This window comes from Kolteria novifilia (genome assembly GCA_007748055.1).
GTDB classification, from domain to species: domain Bacteria; phylum Planctomycetota; class Planctomycetia; order Kolteriales; family Kolteriaceae; genus Kolteria; species Kolteria novifilia.
The window spans coordinates 1,193,204-1,218,685 of record CP036279.1 but is presented as its reverse complement, the minus strand read 5'-3'; the positions used below and the strand labels follow the sequence as shown (position 1 = coordinate 1,218,685).

Here is a 25,482-nt window from a genome sequence, read left to right as displayed (position 1 = left end):
GCTCACTCTCCCACAGGGGGGAACTCTCGAAAGGAGTCTCAATCGCTCCTCACCTCTCCTTGGGGAGAGGTCGGCGAACACCGTGAGCCGGGTGAGGGAGATTCCGGTCTGGCACGATGAGGCTGGATTTTGAAGAGAAACCACCCTTACCTTTCTTGAAGAAGAGCCACTTCACCCTGAAGAAGAACCCCCTCACCCCTAACCCCTCTCCCACAGGGAGAGGGGAACAAAAGGCTTTCTCTCCCACAGGGAGAGGGGAACAAAAGGCTCACTCTCCCACAGGGAGAGGGGAACAAAAGGCTCACTCTCCCACGGGGAGAGCAGGGAAAGCGACGTCTGGCGATCTCGACTCCGTCCCTCCTATGAGAGCACACCATTTAAACCACCCGTTCAGGCGACGAGTTTTCTTCAAGATTCCGTGAAATTCGCCCAACAGATCTCGCCCCGGCACGTAACAGACACCAATGCGCCCGGCGTTCGCGCACGCCGACGCGCCCCGTGGGCTCCCGGCGGACACATCCTTCCCAGGGATCGTCCCTCCCGCCCGTTGATGCCCCTCCGTCTCGTTTGTCCAGGTTGAGGCGATCGCAGGATCGCGATCGCAACGACGTTCCGCGAAGGATCCGTTTCGAATGGAATTTTTCGGGTCACTGCTCGTTCTCGTCGGTTCCCAGGCGACGGTGCTCGCCGCTGAGGCGCCGGCGAACCGCTCCACGATCGTGGTCGGCCATCGCTCCTATTCCGGGACATGTGATGCCTCGGCCGCCTTCCCGCTGACCAGCAACCAGTTCCTGGTCGCCTCCGACGAGGACAACATTCTGCGGCTCTACGGGACGATGGGGCCGACCGAACCGATCGCGGAGTTCGATCTCTCGGAGATGCTTTCCCTCGACGACGAGGAGGCGGACATCGAAGCGGTCGCGTGCGTCGGCAATCGGAGCTACTGGATCACTTCCCACGGTCGCGATGGACGTGGACGGCGCTGTCCGAGTCGGCTTCTCTTTTTCGCCACCGAGGTCTCCCTGACGACGAAGGGGAAACCACGACTGGATCTGGTGGGAAAACCGAGCACGATCTTGCTGCAGGAGTTGCTGGCCGACCCAAGGTATGCCCGGTTCAACCTCTTCGACGCGTGCCAAAAACCGCCCAAGGCTCCCGGCGGGCTGAACATCGAGGGGCTGTGCGCGACACCCGAGGGCGATCTGCTGATCGGCCTGCGCAATCCCCTACGGCTCGGCCGGGCGCTCGTCGTTCCGCTGGAGAACCCCGCGAAGGTCGTCGAGGGGGGCAAGCCGCGGTTCGGCAACCCGATCGGCCTCAACCTTGGGGGACTGGGCATTCGCGGCCTGGAGTATTGGCCCGAACGCGATTGCTACCTGATCATCGCCGGCCCGCCCCAAGCGGGTGGCGAGTTCAACATCTACGCGTGGAGCCACAACGAGACGACCGAGGAACTGCGGGTGATCAACGGGCTGAAGATCGGCCAACTACAACCCGAGGCGATCCTGACCTACCCCGGCGACCCCTTCTCCTTCCAGATTCTCAGCGATGACGGGACTCATCCGGTCGACGACTGCGTCTGCAAAGACCACCCGAAACGTTCGGCGCGGAAGTTCCGAAGCGCCTGGGTCGTCCCGGCCTCGACGGCGTTCAGCATGGCCGAGTGAGCCCCCGGCCCGATCCGCCGCTCGCTTCCCGGCGGGCGATCTCGTCTTGATTCGCTCGCCGCGTTCGACTAGCAACCTAGATAGCAACGCTCCCGGTCGAACCAGCATTCGCGTCACGTCGTCGAGAGGACGCGGTCGCGTTTGGGCTCGCCAGGTAGAGCCGTCAAGACTCACCTAGGATCATCGTCCCACGGGCGGCGATTCGTTCCGGATCCCATCTCACCAACATGGAACTGCATCGATCCAGCGGCCTCTTGCTGCATCCAACCTCGCTTCCGGGCCCGCACGGGATTGGCGATCTCGGTGCTCCCGCCTACCGCTTCGTCGATTTTCTCGCGGCGTCGGGTCAGCGACTCTGGCAGGTGCTTCCGCTGGGGCCGACGGGATACGCGGACTCCCCCTATCAGAGTTTTTCGGCGTTTGCCGGCAACCCCCTCTTGATCAGCCTCGAATTGCTCGAACAGGAGGGCTTGCTGACCAAGTCCGATCTCGCGCCGGCCGCGAAATTCCCCACCACCCGCGTCGACTACGGCGGCGTAATCGACTTTAAGAAAGCGATGCTCCTGAAGGCCTTTTCCGCCTTTCGCGATCATGGCTCGATCGCGATGCGCAAGGAGTTTGGCGTCTTCTGCGACCGGAGCTCCGACTGGCTCCCCGATTTCGCCCTCTTCATGGCGGTCAAGGCGGCCCATCAGGGAGCCCCCTGGGTCGAGTGGGACCGGGGCATCGCCCGGCGTCATCCCTCCTCCGTCCTGCGTTGGCAACGGCTGGCGGCCGAGCAGATCGAAACGCACAAGTTCTGGCAGTTCCTCTTTGATCGGCAGTGGACGGCGCTGCGAAACTACTGCCGGGAACGCCGTATCCAGATCATCGGCGACATGCCGATCTACGTCGCCCACGACAGCACCGATGTCTGGATCGCGAAGGAACTGTTCCATCTCGACAAGTCGGGCCGCCCGACGCTCGTCGCCGGCGTTCCGCCCGACGCCTTCAGCGACACCGGCCAGCTCTGGGGCAACCCGATCTACCGTTGGGACGTCATGGCCAGCAACGGCTACGAATGGTGGATTCGGCGGTTTCACTCGGCGCTCTCGACGGTCGACATCGTCCGCATCGACCATTTCCGGGGCTTCGAGGCCTACTGGGAAGTCGCCGGCGACGCCGAGACCGCCCAGATCGGGCAGTGGACGCCCGGTCCCGGTCCGGCTCTCTTCCAAGCGATGCGCGACGCGCTGGGCGACCCGTTGCCGATCGTCGCCGAGAACCTTGGGGTGATCACCTCGGCGGTCGAGGACTTGCGGGTTCAGTTCGGCTTTCCCGGGATGGCGGTCTTGCAATTTGGGCTCGATGACGGCGATCCGCACAGCGTCCATTTGCCGCACAACTACCCGCACCGCATCGTCGTCTACACCGGAACCCACGACAACCACACGTCACTCGGTTGGTGGGAAGAGGCCCGCCGCAAGGGGGACGAGGAGTCGGGGCCGAGTCCCTCGGAGAAGTTCGCCCGCGCCTACCTCAACCTGGAAGGCGACCGCACGAATGTCCCGTGGTCGATGATCCATGCGGTGTCGGCGTCGCAGGCGCTCTGGACGATCGTCCCGCTGCAAGATGTGCTCGGGTTGGGCACCGAGGCGCGGATGAACACGCCGGGGCAGGAGAGCGGCAATTGGCAATGGCGATTCGAGGAGGACCTCCTCACCGACGCCCTGGCCCAACGGCTCGCCGCGATGACCTTCGCCCACGGCCGCGGCTGACGGTTCGAGCGCCCCTTCCCTCACGGACGCGATTCGATCTCGGCGCCGTGCTGTGGTAAGAGCATGATATCTTGCCGCGGGAACGCGATGTCGATCCCCGCCGCGTTGAACTCCTCGAGGATCGACTCATTGAGTTCGTTGCCGATGCGCAGTCGATCGGCCATCTCCCCCACGAAAGCGCGCAGGAGCAGGTTCAGCGAGCTGTCGCCGAACTCCTGGAAGATGACCACCGGCGGCGGATCGTCCAGAACCTCGGGATGACGCTCGCAGATCGAGAGCAACAGCTCACGGGCCCGCTTCGGATCGGAGTCGTAGGAGATGCCGACGGTGACTTCCTGCGCGACGATCCTGTTGGAGAGCGTCCAATTGGTCACCAAGCTGGTGATGAACTGCTTGTTGGGAATGAGCACCTCTTGCCGCTGGGCGTTCAGCAAGGTCGTGGCCCGAACGCGGATGCGTTTGACGGTGCCCGTCACCCCCTCGACGGTGACGACGTCGCCGATGCGAATCGGGGCCTCGAAGAGGAGGATGAGTCCCGAGGCGAGGTTGCCGAAGATCTCCTGCAGGCCGACACCGATGCCGACGGTGAACGCCGCGACCAGCCACTGGATGTGCGACCAACTGATGCCGAGCAGACTCAGGGCGACACTGGCGCCGATGAAGACCGTCACGTAGCTGGTCACCGTGCTGAAGGCGTAGCGTCCGCCGGGCTGAAGGGCAAGCCGTTCGAGGATCGTGATCTCGAGCAGGCCCGGAAGATTGCGCGCCGCGATCACCGTCAGCACCGAGACAACCGCCGCCCAGATCACCTCGATCAGGGTGATCGACAGTTCCCCCTCCGAGGCGTTGGGCGGAATCACCTGCAGGAAGTGGGGATAGACCTCGATCCGGTTGAGGCGATCCATCGCCGGCACGAACGAGGACCAACTGAGCCAGATCAGCGTCCCGAGCCCGATGAGAAACAAGCACCGGAACAGATGCCGCGTCTGGGTATCGATCGCATCGAGGGTGACGGTCGGGATTTCCTCCTCGTCGTCGCGATCAGTCAACGCGTCCAGTTCCCCTTGCGACTCCCCCTTCTTCAACTGTTCGAGTCGTTCGAGCCGCTCGGCACGTGCCTGCTCAAAGGCCAACCGGCGACGAGCCAGCATCAGCCAACGCAGCGCCAAGAGGTACAGCAGGGTCGCGACCAGCACGAGCACGATCGTCCATCCGAGTTCGTCGACGATGCGCCGCGCCGTGTAGACGTATCCCAACGCGGAAATCGCCGCCATTGCGACCGGCAGCAGAAAGAGCGCGACGAAGGCGCTCGCCGAGAGCCGTTTGGAGAGTTTCGAGGCATGCTCCGCCGGTCGCAGAACGCCGTGACTGGGACGAAAGAGCGACCAGGCGAGCCACGCGAAGACGCCCATCAGGCCAATGAACGCCAGACGTCCGAGCGTCGCTCGATACATGACCTGATGAACGTTCTCCATCAGGTCCACGAGGAAAATCAGCGGCAGCCCCACCGCCGCGGCGATCAACAAGCGATACCGGCAGCGACGGATGACGCTCGCATCCCAGTCGAAGTGGGCGATCACCAAGCCGTGAGGTCGCAGAAAGGCGTTCAAGAGGAGGACGACGAAGAGAACCAGGGCGCAGTGACTGGTCGCGATTGCGACGGCGACCGCCTCCATCGGGACATCGGTCGGAGCGCGCAGTCGCCAGCCGACGAACCACAACAATAGTGGCCACGGCAACGCGATCAGCATTGACAGTCCCAGGGCCTGGGCCGTTGGCAGAAAGCGAACGCAGCGGTACTGACTCGCCCGCTCCGCCAAGAGGGCGAGATAGGACTCGCAATGCCAACGATTAAGGATCAGCAGAGCCACGACCACGCTGCCGACGATGAGGCAGAGCAGAAGGTGATCGGTCGCGTCGTGCCGAAGCTCGTCGCCGCGCATTCGCCACTCTTCCGCGTCGACGATCCAAGCGAGGGCGTCGAGACTCGCTCGAAAGTCCTCCGTCGAGATGACCGGCGCGCTGGCATACCAGAGGATGTTCGCGTCGATGTAGTTCGCCAACTTCTGATTGGCGGCGATGAGCCTGCGTTCACTCTCGTCGAGGTTCATCATCGCGGTCAGGTATTGACTGACCTGCTCGATGGCGCGGTTGAGATACTCCTGCTGGATCCCAAGGAGCCGCCTAAACTCCGCGAGGCGCTCGTCGTGATCCTTGTTTCCCTGAGGCGGCGGGAGCATCGAGTTGAGGTTGTCGTCTCCCTTCCGCATCCGTACGACCTCGCCCCGGGTGCTCTGCAGCCGAATCAACTCGACCTCGGCCTTCTGCATGTTGATTTGCCGTGCCCGAATGCGATCGTGGTAGGTCCGCAGATTGGGGAGATCGAGCTGTGCCTCGCGCAAGTAGATTCCCATCGCGGGCGTCAGCCCCACTTGGTTGATCCGTTCCTTCATCTCGGCAAGTCGATCATTGGCGCGGACCGCGAGCGCGGCGGCCTGGGAAGCCTCGAGACCGGCGTCCGCGACGCGCGCGGAATAGTCCTTGGGAGGCGTGAGCATCTCGGCGTAGCGCACGATGCTTTCGGGAATCGAGAGCAGGCTGGGAAACTCCCGCTTCACGTTCTCCTCGAGTTCCTTCGCCTTGCGCAAGTCCTCCTGGGCGTTGGCGAGCTTTCGCTTGTCGATTTCGGCCTGGATCCGCGCCAGTTGTTCATTCAAATGGTCGACGTCTTTTCTGGCGGCGGCTTGCTCGGCGGGGAGAGAGGTCGACAGCGCCTTGGTGGTCGCGATCTCCTGCTGGAGCTGCGCAATCGCCAAGCCGGCTCCATCAATCCGCGCTCGCGTCAGGGCCCGCTGGGCCGCGCCACGAGGGGTGGAGTCGCTCTTGCCTGTCCCCTTGCCCACCTCAAGTTGACGCTCGAGTTCTTTCTTGCGGGCCCGGGCAATCGAAAGCTCGTTGGGAATGTTCGCCAGGCGATCCTTCAGGCGTCCCGGCTCTCCCGCGAGGCGATCGACCGACTCCTGCGCCTGCAATAGCTCCGCCTGGGTCGCGGTCTCATTCGCCGAGAGTTCCGACAAGGTGGGTGTCGTCACGTCAACGTCTTGACGCGAAAGCCGCCTCAGCGACTCGAGCTTGACCGGCAGTTCGCGCACACCGGTCCGCCCCGACTCGATCTGGCGACGGATCTCGTCATTCTTCTCGAGCTGAGCGAGCGCCTCCTTGTAGAGGCCGACGATCTGTTTCTTCTCCTCGTCGGCGAGGTCCGACGAAGACTCGACTTCTTTGATCGCCGCCTCGATCGAGTCGTGCGTCACCGAAGAATCAGGTGTCGACGGAGCCGACTCTGTCGAGATTCCCACCGACGAGGCGCCCGAGGAACCCGCTTTCGAGGACTGGGCGAATGCGCGAGGCGTCCAAATGACCTGCACACCAAGGACCACAAGGAGGCTGACAAAGGCCATTCGAAAGACCAAACGCCGTACCTCATCATGACCATTGCTCGGATGGCCGACGCCTCGGGACCGGACCGGGCTCCGGTGGAGCCGACGTCGCTTGAATCCTTGGAGTCCACGCTTGGATCGCCGCATCAAACGGAACCTTGCACCTTGAGACGTTGCTGACCCTTGACGGTGTATGCCGCTCCGATCGCGGGGTCCAACGGGAGGAACGCCACGAAGACTCCACGGGACACGGAACGACATGCCCGAGCCCATGGCTTGTCGAGAGGAGAACCGCCGGTCCCGAGGCCCAATCCCAATGGTCCTCGAAAATCATTGCATGTGCCCAACCATGGACTAGGGTAAAGCGGAGGAGGAACGCACCGACGAGTTCGTGTCTGCCTAAACCGTTCTCCCCTCATTGTCCCGGTTCCGCGTTTGCGCGAGCAGACTGCTGAATGACGCGAGCCTATTGCTTCGTCAAAATTTGGCTTTCGGGCGTCGTTGGCTTCCCGTTAGCCAGTGAGCACGAGTTGCGTTGCCGGCAACCCGAAGGCGGACGTCTGCAAGTGTACTCGGAGCATTCGCGTTGGATTGGGACCGCCCCTCAGTCAGAAGCGAGTGTCGCGTTACATGACAAGTCAGAAAGGACCGATCGTAGAAGGAACGAACCAGCATCGACACTTCCACGGGCGATTCCCTTCACGACATCCCTCAACACGACGCCAAGCCCATGCTCTACGTCGCGTCGGTTCACCGCTGGGGACTCCGGCACCTCTCCTGCAGCCCGGAACTCCATGCGTTGGTGGGTCGCGACCAGGAAGGACAACTTGAGGTGCCCTGGGCGGACTGCATCGTCGAGGACGATCAGGACCGGTACGTTCAGACCCTTCGATCCTGGATCGGAAAACAACATTCCGACGCTAGCGACGAGTTGACCCTGACCTACCGGGTCACTTCGCCCGACCGAGGTCCGATCGACGTCCTTGAAACGATCCGTCTACTACGCAACACCAGCGGCAAGCCCATCCAAGCCTTCGGGGCCATCACCATCGTGGACGCCCCTGCCACCTCCCCAAACGTCTCGTCGAAGGTCTCGTCGTGCGACCGCTGCGGCATCGTCGGCGAACTTACCGAACAGCTCGACCTCGCGATGGCGGCGGTCGATCAGGAGGGTCGGCTTCTCTTCTTCAACAAGCCCTACGCCGATCACCTGAGCTGGTACTACAACGTCACCCTCACCCACGGGATGAACATTCTCCAAGCCCTTTCCATGCACCCCGAGGAGACCGACGCGGAGCGAACCGGCTGGGAACGGGCCCTGGCCGGGGAGCGGCACAGCGTCCTTCGCCTCTTCGGCGACTCCGCTCTCGAAATGGAGGTCTTCGAGGACAACTTCGCTGTCCTAAGGGACGACCAACGCCGGGAGATCGGAGCCACGCACACCGTCCAGGAGGTCACGAAGCGTCAACGCGCGGAAGAACGGCTTCGGGAAACCGAGCATCGCCTCCGGGCGGCGATGGAGGGAAGCCTCGACGCGATCCTATTGCTCGAATTCGCCAAGGACACCAGCGGCGCCCTCGTCGACTTTCGCATCCTCGACGTCAATCGCAACGGCGAGGAACTGCTCGGCGCCAACCGGTTTCAGTTGCTGGGGAAGCATCTCTCGCAGGTGTCGAGTATCTTCAGCGACGCGGACCTTCGGAAGCGCTTCCTGGAGATCGCGACCCTGCGAAAGCCCGCCGACGAGGAGATCCAAGCCGATCTTCCGCACAGGAAAAATGCCTGGCTGCGTCTGCAGATCGTCCCGCTTGCCGAGGGGATCGCGGTCACCATCCGCGACATCACCGAACGCCGTCGCGTGGACGAGGAGATCAGACGCCACGACTTGCAGCTGCGCAACATCACGGCCGAGATTCCCGGGGTCGTCTACCAGTACGAACTCGACGCGAAGGGAGTGGAACGATTCTCGTTCATCAGCGACGGCGTCGAGGAGCTATTCGGCTACACCGCCGAGCAAGCGATGGAGGATATCGGGCAACTCTATGCCCAAATCCTTCCCGAGGACCTCGTACGCGTCCAACGTTCCGTGAGCGAGGCCTATCGCAAGTGCGAACCATGGATTTGCGAGTACCGCATCCAGGACTTGAAGGGAAACATCAAGTGGGTCCGGGGGGCCTCGAATCCCAAAAGAGCCGACGAAGGCCTCATCTCGTGGGATGGCCTCTTCCTCGACATCACGGCCGAAAAGCGGTTCCAGGAAGAACTCGCCGAGGCGAAGGAAGCCGCCGAAGCGGCCAACAAGGCGAAATCGACCTTTCTCGCCAACGTCACGCACGAGCTACGCACACCCCTCAACGGTATTCTCGGCTTCGCGCGACTCCTCCGCACCCGCGATCTGCTCACCGCGAGACAGACCTCCTATGTCGATCAGATCACTCAATCGGGAAACCACCTGCTTGAGATCATCGACGACGTCCTCAATCTCACACGGTTCGAGATTGGCCGCGAGACGCTCATCCTGACCTACGTCGACCTCGAGAAAGTTCTCTCCTGGTGCGTCGATGTCGTGGCGGCCAAGAACAACAATCGTCCCCACATCGTCGTGCGCAATGTCGAGTTCGCGGGCCCCATCCTCGCCGACCGAGCGAAGATCGCCCGCATCTTTCTCAACCTGCTTTCCAACGCCTTTAAGTTCACCCCCGACGGGGGCACCATCGGTATTGACGTTCGGGAGACCGGCGACCGGGTCCAGTTCGCCGTTTGGGACACGGGTGTCGGGATCCGCGAGGAAGAGCAATCGAGGATCTTCGAACCCTTCCACCAAATCGATTCGGACCTCAACCGACGGTTCGCGGGAACCGGGCTCGGTCTGTCGATCACCAAGAACTTGGTGGAGATGCACCGAGGCACGATCGACGTCGAGAGCGTCCTCGGCCAGGGGACTCGTCTCATCGTCAATCTCCCCAAGGAACTCTCCAAAGCGGGGGAGTCCCCACCGGCGAAACCGCGGACGACCCACCAGGCCTCTTGAGCTCATCTCCACCCGATGACGGGATTGTGTTTTCCCCCGAGTCTCCGATAATCGCATGATGGGGCACGCTGGTTCTTCTCCGAAGAGAGGAATCGCGGCCGGGATGCACGGAGCCAGGCCACGGGCCCAGCCGCGCCGCCTCCCTAGACCGGAACACGTATCCCCCGTTCCGCTGACGTTGTTCATCCGAGGAGTTCCATGGCCGAGTACATCGCGGAGGGTTCCGAGACCACCATCATCGACGAGGCGAAAGCCCGTCGACTCATTGACGAAATGTTGGCCCAACTCGGTCCGCTCAATCGCGTCTTGATCCTCCCTCCCGACATCACCCGCTATCACTCCTGGGCGGGGAAGCTGACCCAACTGCTCTACCAAAGCCTCGACAGCGGCGCCCACGTCGAGATCATGCCGACCATTGGCACGCACTTCCCGATGTCCGATAGTGAAATCGAGAAGATGTACTCGGGAATCCCCCGCGACCGTTTCCGCGACCATGACTGGCGCCACGGGCTGGCTCGACTCGGCGTCGTCCCGGGCGAGAAGATCCACGAACTCTCGGGAGGGCGACTCGACTATCCCATCAACATTGAGGTCAACCCGCTCTTGGTCGAGGGCGACTGGGACGCGATTCTCTCGGTCGGCCAGCTCGTCCCCCACGAAGTCATCGGCATCGCCAACCATGCCAAGAACGTCTTCGTCGGCGTTGGCGGCGCCGACACCATCAACAAGACCCACTATCTCGGCGCCGTCGTCGGGATGGAGTCGATCATGGGGCGGGCGGCCAACCCGGTCCGCGCCGTCTTCGAATATGCCTCCGAACACTTTGCCGACGAACTCCCGATCACGTACCTGCTCACCGTTCGCGGCCGCGACAGCGAGGCGGGGCTCGTCACCCGTGGACTCTATGCCGGCAACGACACCGAGTGCTTCTACCGTGGGGCGAAACTCTGTCAGCAGGCCAACTTGAATCTCCTCGACGAGCCGTTGCCCAAAGTGGTCGTTTACCTCGAGCCCGAAGAGTTCAAATCGACCTGGCTCGGCAACAAGGCGGTCTATCGCACCCGCATGGCGATCGCCGACGACGGCGAGCTGATCGTTCTCGCTCCCGGCGTCCGCGAGTTCGGCGAAGATCCCGAGATCGACCGGCTCATCCGTAAATACGGCTACCGCGGCATTCCCAAGACGCTCGCGAACGTCGCCGAGAACCCCGAGCTTGCCCAGAACCTCTCGGCCGCAGCCCATCTGATGCACGGGTCGTCCGAGGATCGGTTCAAGATCACCTACTGTCCCGGCCACCTTTCCCAGGAAGAAATCGAAGGCGTCAACTTCGCCTACGCCGACCTGGCGACGATGGCGGAACGGTACAATCCCGAGACCCTCACCGACGGCATCAACCAGCTTCCCGACGGCGAGGAGATCTTCTACATTTCCAACCCAGGGCAAGGACTCTGGGGACTGCGGTCGCTCTTCGAGGGGACGTAGCCGGGCGACGTGTCCGCCGCTTCACGAGATCTTCTCACAGCGCGGGGACTAAGAAACCAGCCCGTCGACCGTTGCCCCTATAGTGGCCTCAGGGCCACCTCGGGGGGAAACCACATCCAGACCGCATGTCCGATCGCAATAAGGGAGAGTTTCCGATGCAGCGCGGAATCGTCGCTAGTCTTCTGGGATTGGCCGTTCTTGGGTTCGCGGGCCAGGGGCTTTTGGAGGGGGCGTCGCCGGAGGAACTCTCCTCGCAGGCAAACGAGGCCTTTCGCGTCAAGTCGTACCATCGCGCCATCTCCTCGGCCCAAGCCTACTTGAGCCAAGCCCCCAAGGGCGCCGACGCGAGCACGATGCGTCGCTTGATCGGGCTCTCCCAGGTCGCGCTGCGCAAGTATGCCGAGGGCAGGGCGACGCTTGAGGAACTCACCAAACTCGAGCCCGCTTCGCTCCAGCGGCCCGATGTCGCCAGCGCCATCGCTCACTGCGATCTCCAACTCAACGCCAGTATCGACGTCGTCACCAAGAGCATCGATCGAGCGGTCAAGCTCCACGCCAACGCGGGAGAAGTTCGCCCTCAAGTCGACCTCCTCTTCGCCCTGGCCGACTATCTCGGGCGCCGTCTCCATCAGCCGATTCCCCTGGTCTCCAATCTTCCCTCGGGCCGCCAACTCTCGATCGGCTACCGACTCGCCAACGCGCTGGCGACCTATGACCGGATCCTCGCGCTCGATGGGTCGACGGCCGACGACCGGATCCGGGCGCTTTCGAGCAAGGCTCGCCTGGTCGTCAACAACGCCTGGAACCTCGATCGACTTCCCGAGCCGGCTTGGCGAACCGCGATCCCGATCAAGGTCGGCGACCTGAAGAAACCATTCGAACTCGCCATCGGCTTTCTCCGTCAAATCGTCAACAACTACCCGCGCCACGCCCAATCGCCGGGGGCGCTCTTTGAAATCGCCCAGATCCAGGAAGGACGTCAGAATGAGTACGTCGCGGCCCTGGGCAGCTATCGCGATCTGCTCGAACGCTACCCTCGCTCACGCCAAGCCCAAGGAGCGAAGGAGTCGATCGCGCGCATCACCGACCCGAGCATCGGACTGCAACTGACCGGCGTCGTCCCGCCGGGCGAGAAGCCGACCTTCACATGGAACGTCCGCAACGTCGCGACCGTCGAGCTCACCGCCTATCCGATCGACTTGCTGGCGCTGGCCAAACGCGGTCCACTCGATCTCGACTCCCCATCGTTGCCGATGCCCAAAGGGGAACCCGCGGCCCGCTGGTCGCTGCCGACGGGCGATGAGGGAACGCACCAATTCCTACGTTCAGAGCAGCCCGCTTCGATTCCGCTCACCGAAAGCGACGCGTACCTAATCGTCGCGCGGGGCACCAACCCCGCCGGCAAGGAGACCACCGCCCGCATTCTCGCGATCGTCAGTCGCCTCGGGATGGTGCTTAAACTCGGCCAGGAGAAAGGGGAAGTCTTCGCCGTCGATGTGAAGACGGGAGAGCCGCTAAAGGGGACGGACGTCGTGCTGCGGAGCGACCCTTGGCGTCATCGCCAGAATCTCAATCTCAAGCCGGTCGTGCTCGAGCGTTCGGTTCCGGAGACCGGGCTGCTCGAGGTGAAACTGCCCGACTCGCGGCGCGATCGGGGCTGGATGGTGACTGCCGTCGCCCGGCGTGGGAAGGACTACGCCCTCGCGGGGGGCAACGCCGCCACGTGGTGGGGATGGTACACCTCCCCGACAATGCGGTCCTACGTCTACACCGACCGTCCCGTCTATCGACCCGAGCAAACCGTTCGCTTCAAGCAAGTCATCCGGCGGATCAAGGAAGGAGTCTACTCGACGCCTGGAAACATCGGCGTTCACGTGAAGATCCACGATCCGCGCGGCAACGCGGTCTACGAGAAGAACCTTCGCGCCGATGCCGACGGTACGATCAACGGCGAGTTTACGCTCGACGTCGAACCGCCCCTCGGGCCGTACCGCTTTCAAGTCACCTTTCCCGACGGTTCGCCGGTCGAACTCGGGCCGGGAGCGACCTTTCGGGTCGAGGAGTACAAGAAGCCCGAATTCGAAGTCACCGTCACCCCCGCCAAGCCCTACTTGAAGCTCGGCGAACCGCTCGAAGCGACGATCCACGGCGAGTACTATTTCGGCGGTCCCGTCCCCAACGCCAAGGTCGAATACACCGTCACGCGCGAGACGTCGCGGCCCTACCCGTTTTGGCCAAGGCCCTTCGGCTGGTTCTACAATGACCTCCATGGCACTCGCTCACGCTTCGGGGGCGGACTCACCGATCGGGCGATGATCTGGTACCCAAGCCGCACCGATCTGGTGACACGGGGGACGTTGACGACCGACGAATCCGGCAACGCCCAGCTTTCGATCGACACCGCTCCCTTCCCGCAAACGCCCGATCAGGACGTCCGCTACAAGATCGACGCGAAAATGGTCGACCAGAGCCGCCGAGAGATTGCGGGCTCGGCGAGTCTCAACGTCACCCACACCGCTTTTTCCGTCTCCCTACAGCCCCGGAAACGTCTCTATCAACCGGATGATCGCGTCCGCGTCGCCATCAAAGCGCGCAGCCCCAACGGCCAGCCGGTGGCCTTCGACGGCACCGCGTCAATCGACTTCGTCACCAGGCGGGAAGAGCGCGACTCCTCGGGCAAGATCACCCAGGAGGAGACGGTCGAGCCGATCGGCAAGCAGGAGATCCACGTCGACAAATCGGGCGACGGGGAGTTCGCCTTCGATGCCGATCGCAAGGGGTACTATCGTGTCACCGTGACCACCAACGATCCCTGGGGCGGCACGATCACCGGGAAGACCTACGTCTGGGTCGCGAAGGGAACGGGGGAACTCGCCCACCTGGCCAACCGCGATCTCGAGTTGATCCTCGATCGCGACACGCTGACCGCCGGTGAGACGCTCAATGTCTTGATCAACTCCAAGGCGGGAGATGCTCGCGTGCTGGTCACCGCCGAGGCCGACGATCTCTACTACGCCGCGTCGGTCTCGCTGCGTGACGGTTCGGCAACGCTCGCCATTCCCATCACGAAGGCCTTTCAGCCGAACATCACCCTCAAGGCCGCCCTCTTGCACGAGGACAAGGTCCACCAGGCCGAAGAGCAACTTCAGGTCCCGCCCGTGGAGGAGTTCCTGACCGTCACCATCAAGGCGTCGAAGAAAACCTTCCAGCCGCGCGAGGAAGCCGACGTCGAAGTCGAGGTGACCGACCACGAGGGTAAGCCGGTCAGCGCGGAGTTCTCCCTCGGTGCCGTCGACGCCAGCATCTTCTACATCCAGCCGGAGACACGGGGCGACATCCGCAAATTCTTCTACGGCCGCTACCGCCCGATGCGGGTCGGTACCTCCACCTCCTATGCGATCCAGCAGAACATGCGGGGGCAAACACGCCAGTACGGCGCCCGGTTCGCCCGCGGCGGGGCGAACGCGGTGGGACTCGCGCAAGCCCCCATGGCCGAGTCCATGGAAATCGCCGACGCGGCCCCCATGGCCAGCAAGCGGGCAATGCAAAAGAAGGCTGCGGGGAGCTTCGCCGAGACGACCGTCCGCAGTGAGTTCCCCGACACCGCCTACTGGGCAGCCGACCTCAAGACCAGTGCCGACGGCAAGGCGACGGCGCGGATTCGGTTCCCCGATTCGCTCACGACCTGGAGCCTCACCGCGATCGCCGTCAACGCCAAGACGCAAGTCGGCGAGGTGCGTCATGAGGTGATCACCCGCAAGAACGTCATCGTCCGACTCGAAGCCCCGCGCTTCTTCGTCGAGAAGGACGAGGTCTGGCTCTCGGCGATCGCCCACAACTACCTCGAGGTGGACAAGGAGGTTCGCGTCGCGCTCGAGGCCGGCCCCGAACTCGTCCTGACCGCCCTTCGCGCCGAGGGCATCGATCCACGTAGCGGCCCCCCATCGGCGTCGCGTCATCTCGACATCCTCGTTCCCGCGGGCGGCGAACGGCGAGTGGAATTCCTCGCCAAGGCGCTCAAGCCGGGTGAGGTATCACTGCTGGCCAAGGCCCTGACCGACACCGAGTCGGACGCGATGCGCAAGGAGTATCCGGTCCTCGAGTACGGGGCAGAAAAGCTGCTCGCCGAGAGTGGCATCCTCTTCGGCCGGCCCGATAGTCCCGAATCGACCACCGTCACGCTCACGATCCCCGACGCGCTGCGAGAGGGCTCGCAAGAGTTGACGATCGACGTCACGCCGACGATCGCGGGGGTCATGCTCGAGTCGCTTCCCTACCTGATCGAGTATCCCTACGGCTGCACCGAGCAGACGATGAGCCGTTTCCTTCCCGCGGCCCTGACGGCGCACACCCTCCAGGAACTGGGAATCAACCTATCCGATCTGCGAAAAATGCCCGCCACCGACCCGGTGATCAAGAAGCGACTCCAACAGTTCAAGAAGGATCCGGTCTACGATCCAGCCAAACTCGCGACGATTGTCAAGGCGGGTGTCGATCGGCTCCAGTCCTTCCAACACGCCGACGGCGGTTGGGGCTGGTGGAAGAACGACCAATCGAACCCCTACCTGACGGCATACGTCGTCTCGGGTCTTCAGGTTGCTCGCGATTGCGACGTGACGCTCCCCGAGGCCATGATCGATCGCGGCGTCCTCTTCCTCGAACTGGGGCTGACCAGTGGCGACCGAGTCACCCGCTACCCCTGGCAGCAGGGAGAGGACACCTCGCTACGGGCCTACATGCTCTACGCGATGGGGATGGCCGCTCCGGCGACCCTGCGCGATCCACGCATCGCCAACCAACTCGAGAGGGTCTACGAGGGGCGCGACGACTTGAGCGACTATGCCCGAGCGCTGCTCGCCCTCACCCTCAAGCAAGCCGGACGCGACAAGGAAGCGGCGATCGTCGCGGACAACATCGTCGACCGCGCCCAGCGCGATCGGCAATCAGGGCTCGCCTACTGGGGCAAGCCGCGTGGCTACTACTACTGGTACCAGGGTGGCACCGAGTCGACGAGTTTCAGCCTACGGGCCCTCTTGGCGATCCGTCCCGACAGCCCGCTCATCCCCGAATCGGTGAGCTGGCTCCTCCGGCAGCGGCGCGGCACGCGCTGGTTTAACACCAAGGACACGGCGCTCATCTCGGTGGCGATGGCCCAGTACCTCCAGCAGACGGGCGAACTCGACCCCGACCTCGAACTGACCGTCGCCGTCGACGGCGTCGAACAGCGACGACTTCATGTCACCCGCGAGAACCTCTTCACCTTCGACGGAAAAATCACGCTCGCCGCGAACGCGTTGGGGACGGGGGAGAAGCGGATCACGATTCGCCGCGCCGGCCGGGGCAACTGCTACTGGACCACCTTCGCCACTTTCTTCACGAAGGAGGAACAGATCGAGCCGGCGGGCAACGAGATCCACGTCCGGCGCCGCTACGAGAAGCTGACGCCGCGTGAAGTCGAGAAGACGCGCCGAGTCTACAACAACCAGAAGCGGGCGTGGGTCGAGGAGACCTATCGCGAGGTGCAGTACGATCGCTCCCCGCTCGAGGAGGGAGATCGTCTCGCCAGCGGCGACCTGATCGATGTCAATCTCCAGATCGATGCGAAAAACAACTTCGAGTACCTGATGTTCACCGATCCCAAGCCGGCCGGCTGCGAGCCGACGGAGCTTGTTTCGGGGTGGTCGTGGGGCAAGGGGCTCGGCGCCCACCGCGAGTTCCGCGACGAGAGGGTCGTCTTTTTCGCGACCTACCTCAATCAAGGCGAGCACACGATCAACTACCGACTCCGGGCGGAGATTCCCGGCGTCTTCCACGCCCTGCCCTCCTCGGCCGAGTGCATGTACGCCCCCTCGGTCCGCGGCAACGGCGCCAGCCAGATCATTCGCATTGTCGAGGAGTGAGTGAGCAGCCCGTGACGGCGGGCTCTCTCAGCTCCCACTTGTCGAGACCGGGGCGCCAAGCCACCTTGGCGGGCTTGGCTTGGGAGTTGGAGGCGGTCTCTTCCCTGTCTTCCCAGGGGGAGCACCGGTTGCTGTGCTACCGGTGCGGCGAAGCCGCTGGAGGTCTTGGTCCGAGGATCGCTTGCTGTCGAGGCTGAGTCTTCGGCTGCGGTTCTCCTTCGGGGCCGTCACCGCTCGTTGACCGCCATTGCTTTGAGACTTCCAGTCTTCCCAGGGGGAGCACCGGTTGCTGTGCTACCGGTGCGGCGAAGCCGCTGGAGGTCTTGGTCCGAGGATCGCTTGCTGTCGAGGCTGAGTTTTCGCCAGCGGTTCTCCTTCGGGGCCGTCACCGCTCGTTGACCACCGTTGCTTTGAGACTTCCAGCCTTCCCAGGGGGAGCACCGGTTGCTGTGCTACCGGTGCGGCGAAGCCGCTGGAAGTCTTGGTCCGAGGATCGCTTGCTGTCGAGGCTGAGTCTTCGGCAGCGGTTCTCCTTCGGGGCCGTCACCGCTCGTTGACCGCCGTTGCTTTGAGACTTCCAGCCGACTGCGTCGGCCCCGGTAGCGAAGCAACCGGGGGTACCCGAAAAGGGAGAGATAGAGGGGGTCTCTTCCTCTTCCCTGTCTTCCCACGGGGAGCACCGGTTGCTGTGCTACCGGTGCGGCGAAGCCGCTGGAGGTCTTGGTCCGAGGATCGCTTGCTGTCGAGGCTGAGTCTTCGGCAGCGGTTCTCCTTCGGGGCCGTCACCGCTCGTTGACCGCCGTTGCTATGAGACTTCCAGCCGACTGCGTCGGCCCCGGTAGCGAAGCAACCGGGGGTACCCGAAAAGGGGAGACCCTTTGCTCGCCGTTGCCCAAGGGGGAGGTAGAGAGGGTCTTCTCTTCCACCACCGGGGTCTTCGTTCGACGCTCGGAGAAGTGAGCCGGTGGGCCACGGGGCCTCCCGACTTGGGGATGCTAACGCCACCAACGGCTCTGGTTGATCATCTCGTCGTGCAAGATCTGGGCGGTCAGGACGATCGTGAGCACCAAGTTGATCAAGCGGTTGCGCGGCATCACCCTACGAAGGGCCGCGATCGCCGCGATCTTTGTCGGGTTCCAGATACCCGCGTCGCGAATCGCTTCGCGACTGAGATAACGCTGGAGCAACGCCTGCCCCTCGACCCCTTTGAACGGAGCCGGCGGCGCTAGGAACGCTTGCTTGCGGCGCTCGACCACATCACTGGGAACGATGTCGGCGAAGGCGTCGCGGAGGATGTGCTTTTCCCGATCGCCCTTCATCTTCGCCTCGGGTGGTAGTCCCATCGCCAACTCGACGACGACGTGATCGAAGAGCGGCGGACGCGCTTCGACCGAGCCGGCGAACTCCGCCCGGTCGGCGATCGTCGCGATGTACTCGGGCACGATACTGTTGAGGTGGATGTACTGGAGCAATACCATGTGCGGCCACTCGTTCGCCGGCGGCATCGACTCCGACAGCCAGTCGACTTGTCGTTCGACCGCGAGCTGATCGGTCTTGGCGACGAACTCGGGGTTCATCAGTCCGCGGATACGAAGCTCCCCATCGAGAGCCCGCGCCAAGTCGGTCGGACGAAAGCCGAGCTTGTCGACCATGAACTGCGAATCGGGGCCAATCCGCCGCGCCAGTCCGCCGCTGAGATAGAAACGGTTGCCGCCGATCCCCTTGGCTTCCCGCTGCATCGAGTTGAGTTCGTCGCGGATCGCGGGGAGCGAGTAGTTGACCTTTTGCAGCGCGTTTTGAAGCCAGAACGTGCTGTAGCCGCAAAAGCTCTCATCGCCGCCGTCGCCGGTTAGGACGCAGACGACGTGGTCGCGGGCGTACTGCGACTGCATGATCTTCGCGACACTGTGGAGATTGCCGAAAGGCCGTTCGAGATGCCAAACGGTCTCCGGTAGCTTGCGAATGGTATCGGCGTAGGTGACCGGAATGCGGTGGAGACGGATGTTCGGATATCGCGCGGCGACTTGTTGGGCGAAGGGGAACTCGTCGTGGCGTCGCGATTCCTCGAAGGCGAGCGAGAAGCAGTCGACCTCGTCCAAGTGGCACGCCGCCGCGGCGGAGATGATCGAGGAATCGATGCCGCCGCTGAGGTAGGACCCGACGGGGACGTCGGCCCGGAGCCGCAGTTGCAGCGCTCGGTTGACCTCCGCTTTCACCGCTTCGGTCTGTTCGCGCGGATCGGCCGGAATGTCGGTACGGGCATTGCCGATCGCGTCCCAGTAGCGGCGTTGGGTCATCTCGAGCGTGTCGAGCTTGACCCGCATGAAATGGGCATGCTTGACTTGATGGATGCCGGCGAAGCAGGTCTCGCCCGGAACGTCGGCGACGACGATCGCGCCGATGAGCCCTTGAGGGTCGATGCGGCGTTCGACCCGTTCGTCGCGAAAGAGGGCCTTGATCTCCGACCCGAAGAGGAGCGTGTCCCCGAAACGGGTGAAAAAGAGAGGTTTGAGTCCCATGCGATCGCGGACCAGGATCGCCTCGTTGGCCCGTTCGTCGATCAGGGCGAAGGAGAACTCGCCGCGCAGGTCCTTGAACATGTCGAGTCCGCGTAGCGCGTAGAGCGCCAGCAGGACCTCCGTGTCCGAACGGGTTCGGAAGACGTACCCTTCGGCGCTCAGTTCTCGGCGCAAGCGTTCGTCGTCGTAGATCTCGCCGTTGTAGACGAGGGTGAGCCCACGCTCGCGGTCGATCATCGGTTGCGTGCCGCACTCGGGATCGACGACGGCGAGGCGACGATGCGCCAGTCCCCACGTCTTGCTCGGCGCGATGACGATGCCGCTATCATCGGGTCCACGATGCAGCAGCGCGTTGTTCAAGTGATAGAGGCGTCGACGTTCGACATCGGGGGAGAGGCTCAGTTGGCCGACAAAGCCACACATCGATTCACATTCGCATCGGGAGGAGGCTGCATCGGTGTCCCCGGCCAACGACGGCCGACGATCGGGAGGTGAAGCTTTGCTGGAGACTCTTGCAAGCGATCGCGGGACGATCGCCTCTCTTGGAGCGACCGACTCGTCGTTCGCGTCACTGGGCGAAAGTCGTCTCGACCGCCTGCGCGTTCACGTCGTTGTCCTGCAGTTCGAGCCGAATCTTGTTGAACTCGTCGGCCAGTGTCAAGAAGACATCGCAAATTGTCGGGTCGAAGTGGGTGCCGCGCCCCTCGGCGATGATGCCGACGGCGCGCTCGTGGGAGAATGCCGGCTTGTAGGGACGAGCGCTCGTCAACGCGTCGTAAACGTCGGCGCACGCGGTGATTCGGGCCGAAAGTGGAATCTCCTCTCCCGAATACCCGAAGGGATAGCCCGAACCATCCCATTTCTCGTGATGGAAGTAGCAGATATCCTTGGCCATCGACAGGAATGAGTCGTGGTGCAGCAGCGATTCGGCCGCCTCGAGGGTTTGCCCACCGATGACGGTATGCTGCTCCATTTCCTTGCGTTCTTCCGGCGTCAGACGTCCCGGCTTGAGCAAGATATTGTCCGAGATCCCGACCTTGCCGATATCGTGCATCGGCGCCGCCCGCCACAGTTCGCTGATGAATTCGGGAACGAGAGCCTTCTGATGGTGGCCCGAGAGCCGGAGCGATTCGGCGAGGCGACGACAATAGGTCTGGACGCGGCGAAGATGGTTCCCGGTCAGTTCATCCCGCGATTCGGCCAGTCGGGCCAACGCGAAGATCGTCACATCCTGGGTCTCGCGGATCTGCTCCTGCCGCAGCCGGTTCTTAATCGCGATTCCCGCCACTTGGGCGACGTAGGTCAGCACCGTGATATCGGTCGGAGCAAAGTGACCGGGCTCGGCCCAGGTCCGATCGGTCAGCGTGATCACCCCCAACAACTCATTGGAGAATGAGAGCGGCACCAACATCACCGGCAATTCGGAAAATGCCATCGCCCCGTTGGCCCCGTAGAGTTCCACCGCCATCGCGTTGGTCGGATCGATGATCGCCGGCTGTCCCCCGGCGCTCATGTCACGCAAGATCGGGCTATCCTCGGAGAGAGAAATCTGGGTCGCGACGTCTTGGGGAATTCCGAGACTGGCGACGATGTTCCAGCGACGGATCGAACGATTGAACATCAGCACCGAGACGCGGCGGCAATCCATCATCCGCGAGAGACTGTTGGTGAGCACCGAGAGGAGTTCATCCAAGTGCTGGGACTTGTTCATCTGCAGCGAAAGGGTGAAGAGTTCGGTCAGCGTCCGGCTCTGACTGCCGAGCGTCTCGATCATCTCCTCGTTGTGGTCGTGGAGCATGTCGAACATCTGTTTGCGACGGATCAGATTCGACAGCCGCAAATGCAGTTCGGGCAGACGCAGCGGCTTGCAAACGTAGTCATCGGCGCCCGACTGAAGGCCGTTGACGACGTCTTCCGGTTGGTCCATCCCCGTCATCAGCACCACCGGTAGGTGCTGGGTCGAGTGGCGTGCCTTGAGTTCCCGGCAAACTTCCAAACCGGTCATGCGCGGCATCATCACGTCGATGAGCACAATGTCCGGGACGCGGTCCGAGGCGAGTTCGAGCGCCTCGACGCCGTTTCGAGCACTGATGGTCTCGTAGCCGAATCGTTGGAGGAAGGAGACGCAGAGATTCCGAATCTGGTCCTCGTCGTCGGCAATCAACACGGTGCCGTTAATTGGGGCCATCGACCATGCGTCCTTTCCACATCGTTCCGATCCACTCTAGCTGATGCGCCGCGAGCGGGCAATTTTTCCTGCAAGTTCCTTGAAGGTTGTTCCCGCCCCGACAATCGATCGTTGACCGTCGCTTCTCGGCCCCATATCGTGATTTCCGGTGAGCCATCGATTCCCCCCACGAGAACTGCAACCATGGCCGACGAGACCACAGCGTCCGAGACACCTTCACCGACCCCCTTCGGCCCCGAGCGTACGATTACCGCTTACTGGGCCACGCTCGGCGAGAGCAACGCCGCCAACTCGGTGGCGAACGCCTTGCCGCTGGGGCTGGGACTGCTGATCTACGTCCCCGCCTACCTGCTCAAGGGGCTCAATGTCTTCTCCTGCATTCGCTACACCCTGACCAACCGCCGATTGCGCGTCGATCGCGGCATTCAGCGCCGTACCGTTCAGTCGGTTCCCCTCGAGGAAATCGAGGAAATCCGCCTCGCCAACGAACTCGAATTCACCCGGACCGGCGATCTCGAGATTGTCAGTCAAGGTCGAGTCGTTCTCCGAATGGTCGGCATTCAAGATCCCCGACCGGCGCGGCAAACGATCCTCGACGCCGTCGAAGCTCGCATTCAGATTGGTCGCATTGTCGAACGTCAGGCCAAGGCCCGTGCGATGGCCTCCGCCTAGACGGACGAATGCCATCGGCCCCGCTCCCCATTCTCTAGACTAGCTCACGGCGTGTCATGAGCCTTTTGCTCGAATTCAGCATCTCTCCCCTCGGAAAGGGAGAAAGCGTCAGCGACGACGTCGCCGAGTGCCTCGCCATCGTTCGCGACAGCGGGCTCGACTACCGTCTTCACGCCATGGGAACCGTTCTCGAAGGAGAGTGGGACGACGTGATGGCAGTGGTCAAAAAATGCCGCGACTGCCTGCGAGCGCGCCATTCGCGCATCTTCTGTATCATCAAGTTCGATGATCGCGACGGCCCCGGCGGCAGACTCGAACGAAAAGTCACCAGCGTCCTCGACAAAGTGGACGGCAGCCTCAACGTGGTCGAAAGGGTGGACGACTGATGGATCTGGCAAGCGCTCTCGGACGAATTCCCAGCGGACTGTTCATTCTCACCGCCCGCCGGGGCGAGGAGACCACCGGCATGCTCGCCAGTTGGGTGATGCAAGCATCTTTTGAACCACCTTGCGTCACCGTCGTGCTCGGGAAGGACCGCCCCGTCACCCAGTGGTTCCACGAAGGCAACGTCCAAGCGACGATCAACATCCTCCCCGAAGACTGCCGGGAGATGCTCTCGCACTTTGGCAAGGGGTTCGCCCCTGACGAGGATGCCTTCGCAGGGGTCGAGGTCCTGCCTGTCGACTCCGACGCTCCCGTGCTGGCCAAGGCGTTGGCCTACCTGACCGGCACCGTGCGCGAGGGCTCGATCGACTGCGGCGATCACGAGGTCTTCTCGATCGCCCTCGACGGCGGCGCGACCCTCGGCGACACGAAGCCCTACGTCCACCTTCGCAAGAACGGCCTTTCCTATTAGAGCCCTAACCCCTCTCCCCGTGGGAGAGGCAGTCTCTTGATCCCCTCTCCCCGTGGGAGAGGCAGTCTCTTGATCCCCCTCTCCCCGTGGGAGAGGCAGTCTCTTGATCCCCCTCTCCCCGTGGGAGAGGCAGTCTCTTGATCCCCCTCTCCCCGTGGGAGAGGCAGTCTCTTGATCCCCCTCTCCCCGTGGGAGAGGCAGTCTCTTGATCCCCCTCTCCCCGTGGGAGAGGCAGTCTCTTGATCCCCCTCTCCCCGTGGGAGAGGGGTTGGGGTGAGGGGATTGGATTTTGAGCGAGGGAAAACCGCTTCGTTCCCCAAGCGACGTTTCCCCCAGTGACCTTCGGGTGCCGCTGGCCGCTCCCCAACCGGTGCCCGAAAGAACCGGTGATTAACCTCGGATCGGGCACCAGCTCCGGCCCGCAAACCGGTACAATGGGACCAGCCGCCGATGTCGCCCGCCTGTATGCCGGCCCCGACCGCGTCGACGATGACGTCACTCACTCCCGTTTTGACTTAGGCAACCATGACCCCCATCGAGACCAACCAAGCCCTCCTCGACGGTCTTCGCGAGATCGTCGGTGATGACGGCGTCTTGACAACGATGGGCGACCGCCTCGTCTACGAGTGCGATGGCTACGTCCTGGAGAAACAGACTCCCGACATCGTCGTCCTGCCCTCCACCCGCGCGCAAGTCGTCGGCGTCGTCAATCGTTGCCGGGAGGCGGGCGTCCCCTTCATGCCGCGCGGCGCGGGCACCAGTCTCGCCGGCGGCACCGTCGCGGTCGGTGGCGGCGTCATGATCGCCCTGACACGGATGAATCAGATTCTCGAGATCGACTTGCGCAACCAATTCGCGGTCGTCGAGCCGGGTGTCGTCAACATTTGGCTCACCCAGCGGCTCAAGGGAACCGGGTTTCACTACGCCCCCGACCCCTCCAGCCAAGGCGCCTGCACCATCGGCGGCAACGTCGCCACCAACTCCGGCGGCCCCCACACCCTCAAGTACGGCGTCACCGTCAACCACGTCCTCGGCGTCGAGATGGTCCTCCCCGACGGCAACGTCGTCACCTTCGGCGGCCCCCACGCCGACCCGGTCGGTTACGACCTGACGGGACTTGCGGTCGGCAACGAGGGGACCTTCGGCATCTGCACGAAAGCCTGGGTTCGCCTCTCGCGCGACGCTCAAGCGGTGCGAACGATGCTCGGCATCTTCGAGACCGTCGACGACGCCTCCCACGCGATCAGCGACATCATCGCCGCCGGGATCGTCCCCGCCGCCCTCGAGATGATGGACCACCTCATGCTGCAGGCGGTCGAGGAAGCCTACCAGTTCGGGTTTCCCTTGGACGCCGGCGCGGTCCTCATCATGGAAGCCGACGGGCTCGAGGCCGGGATCGACGAAGTTGCCGCCCGCATCGAGGAGATCGCCCGCGCCAACAACGCCCGCGACGTCCGCCGTGCCCGCGACGAGAGCGAGCGGTTGCTCCTCTGGAAGTGCCGCAAGAAGGCCTTCGGCGCCATTGGTAGGCTGAGCCCTAGTTACTGCTGCCAAGACGGTGTCGTCCCGCGCAGCAAGATCCCCGAGATGCTCCGCTTCATGAGCGACATCAGCGCGAAGTACGACATCCGCATCGCCAACGTCTTCCACGCCGGCGACGGCAACATGCACCCGATCCTTCTCTTTGACGAGCGCGATGCCGAGCAAACCCAGCGCGTCGTCGACGCCAGCCACGAGATCTTGAGCGAGTGCATCCGCTTGGGCGGCTCGGTCACCGGCGAGCACGGCATCGGCGTCGAGAAGATCGCGTTCATGGATCGCCTCTTCACCGACGACGATCTACTCGCGATGCGCTGGACCCGCGCCGTCTTCAACCCCGACAACATCTGCAACCCGGCCAAGCTCCTTCCTTCGGGTGGGCATTGCGCCGAAGTGAGCCTGCCCGCGACGCGACGGGCCACGTAGCAGGC

12 protein-coding genes are annotated in these 25,482 nt (G+C 63.2%); 9 read left to right on the top strand and 3 right to left on the bottom strand.

What is annotated here, in order from left to right; translation table 11 throughout:
* The first annotated feature begins 632 nt into the window (after positions 1-632).
* Both Pan216_RS04475 and malQ read left to right on the top strand, forming a co-directional pair.
* Entirely contained in the window at positions 633-1,667 is a 1,035-nt protein-coding gene (locus Pan216_RS04475) for a DUF3616 domain-containing protein (RefSeq protein ID WP_145255400.1), read from the top strand.
* 227 nt (positions 1,668-1,894) lie between these two features.
* Positions 1,895-3,424 (top strand): 4-alpha-glucanotransferase, encoded by a 1,530-nt coding sequence (gene malQ / locus Pan216_RS04470; protein WP_145255397.1) that lies wholly within the window; start codon positions 1,895-1,897, stop codon positions 3,422-3,424.
* 20 nt (positions 3,425-3,444) lie between these two features.
* On the opposite strand, the gene Pan216_RS04465 is transcribed toward malQ, so the two are convergent.
* Complete coding sequence (locus Pan216_RS04465; RefSeq protein WP_419193256.1) at positions 3,445-6,738, bottom strand: mechanosensitive ion channel domain-containing protein; 3,294 nt, start codon at positions 6,736-6,738, stop codon at positions 3,445-3,447.
* A gap of 856 nt (positions 6,739-7,594) precedes the next feature.
* On the opposite strand from Pan216_RS04465, the gene Pan216_RS04460 reads away from it, so the two are divergent.
* From Pan216_RS04460 to Pan216_RS04450, 3 genes are all read left to right on the top strand, one after another.
* Complete coding sequence (locus Pan216_RS04460; RefSeq protein ID WP_145255394.1) at positions 7,595-9,895, top strand: sensor histidine kinase; 2,301 nt, start codon at positions 7,595-7,597, stop codon at positions 9,893-9,895.
* Positions 9,896-10,093: 198 nt separating this feature from the next.
* Positions 10,094-11,377, top strand: coding sequence for a nickel-dependent putative hexonate epimerase (locus Pan216_RS04455; protein ID WP_145255391.1), 1,284 nt, complete (start codon positions 10,094-10,096; stop codon positions 11,375-11,377).
* Between the two features lie 155 nt (positions 11,378-11,532).
* The gene (locus tag Pan216_RS04450; protein WP_419193255.1) at positions 11,533-17,277 is read left to right on the top strand and encodes an alpha-2-macroglobulin family protein; all 5,745 of its coding nucleotides are present in this window, start codon (positions 11,533-11,535) and stop codon (positions 17,275-17,277) included.
* Positions 17,278-18,272: 995 nt separating this feature from the next.
* On the opposite strand, the gene asnB is transcribed toward Pan216_RS04450, so the two are convergent.
* Both asnB and Pan216_RS04440 read right to left on the bottom strand, forming a co-directional pair.
* Positions 18,273-20,219, bottom strand: a complete 1,947-nt coding sequence (asnB, locus tag Pan216_RS04445; protein WP_145255384.1) for an asparagine synthase (glutamine-hydrolyzing) — start codon at positions 20,217-20,219, stop codon at positions 18,273-18,275.
* Between the two features lie 145 nt (positions 20,220-20,364).
* On the bottom strand, positions 20,365-21,984 hold the full coding sequence (locus tag Pan216_RS04440; protein WP_145255381.1) for an HD domain-containing phosphohydrolase: 1,620 nt from the start codon (positions 21,982-21,984) through the stop codon (positions 20,365-20,367).
* Between the two features lie 183 nt (positions 21,985-22,167).
* On the opposite strand from Pan216_RS04440, the gene Pan216_RS04435 reads away from it, so the two are divergent.
* From Pan216_RS04435 to Pan216_RS04420, 4 genes are all read left to right on the top strand, one after another.
* On the top strand, positions 22,168-22,656 hold the full coding sequence (locus Pan216_RS04435; RefSeq protein ID WP_145255378.1) for a PH domain-containing protein: 489 nt from the start codon (positions 22,168-22,170) through the stop codon (positions 22,654-22,656).
* A 56-nt stretch (positions 22,657-22,712) separates the two neighbouring features.
* The gene (locus tag Pan216_RS04430; RefSeq protein WP_145255375.1) at positions 22,713-23,042 is read left to right on the top strand and encodes an MTH1187 family thiamine-binding protein; all 330 of its coding nucleotides are present in this window, start codon (positions 22,713-22,715) and stop codon (positions 23,040-23,042) included.
* On the top strand, positions 23,042-23,512 hold the full coding sequence (locus Pan216_RS04425) for a flavin reductase family protein (RefSeq protein ID WP_145255373.1): 471 nt from the start codon (positions 23,042-23,044) through the stop codon (positions 23,510-23,512). Before Pan216_RS04430 ends, Pan216_RS04425 begins: the two co-directional genes overlap by 1 nt.
* A gap of 525 nt (positions 23,513-24,037) precedes the next feature.
* Entirely contained in the window at positions 24,038-25,477 is a 1,440-nt protein-coding gene (locus tag Pan216_RS04420; protein WP_145255370.1) for an FAD-linked oxidase C-terminal domain-containing protein, read from the top strand.
* Positions 25,478-25,482 lie beyond the last annotated feature (5 nt).

Coding starts and splice junctions, on each gene's coding strand:
- Pan216_RS04475 (WP_145255400.1), top strand. CDS start 633: ATGGAATTTTTCGGGTCACTGCTCGTTCTCGTCGGTTCCCAGGCGACG.
- malQ (WP_145255397.1), top strand. CDS start 1,895: ATGGAACTGCATCGATCCAGCGGCCTCTTGCTGCATCCAACCTCGCTT.
- Pan216_RS04460 (WP_145255394.1), top strand. CDS start 7,595: ATGCTCTACGTCGCGTCGGTTCACCGCTGGGGACTCCGGCACCTCTCC.
- Pan216_RS04455 (WP_145255391.1), top strand. CDS start 10,094: ATGGCCGAGTACATCGCGGAGGGTTCCGAGACCACCATCATCGACGAG.
- Pan216_RS04450 (WP_419193255.1), top strand. CDS start 11,533: ATGCAGCGCGGAATCGTCGCTAGTCTTCTGGGATTGGCCGTTCTTGGG.
- asnB (WP_145255384.1), bottom strand. CDS start 20,219: ATGTGTGGCTTTGTCGGCCAACTGAGCCTCTCCCCCGATGTCGAACGT.
- Pan216_RS04440 (WP_145255381.1), bottom strand. CDS start 21,984: ATGGCCCCAATTAACGGCACCGTGTTGATTGCCGACGACGAGGACCAG.
- Pan216_RS04435 (WP_145255378.1), top strand. CDS start 22,168: ATGGCCGACGAGACCACAGCGTCCGAGACACCTTCACCGACCCCCTTC.
- Pan216_RS04430 (WP_145255375.1), top strand. CDS start 22,713: ATGAGCCTTTTGCTCGAATTCAGCATCTCTCCCCTCGGAAAGGGAGAA.
- Pan216_RS04425 (WP_145255373.1), top strand. CDS start 23,042: ATGGATCTGGCAAGCGCTCTCGGACGAATTCCCAGCGGACTGTTCATT.
- Pan216_RS04420 (WP_145255370.1), top strand. CDS start 24,038: ATGACCCCCATCGAGACCAACCAAGCCCTCCTCGACGGTCTTCGCGAG.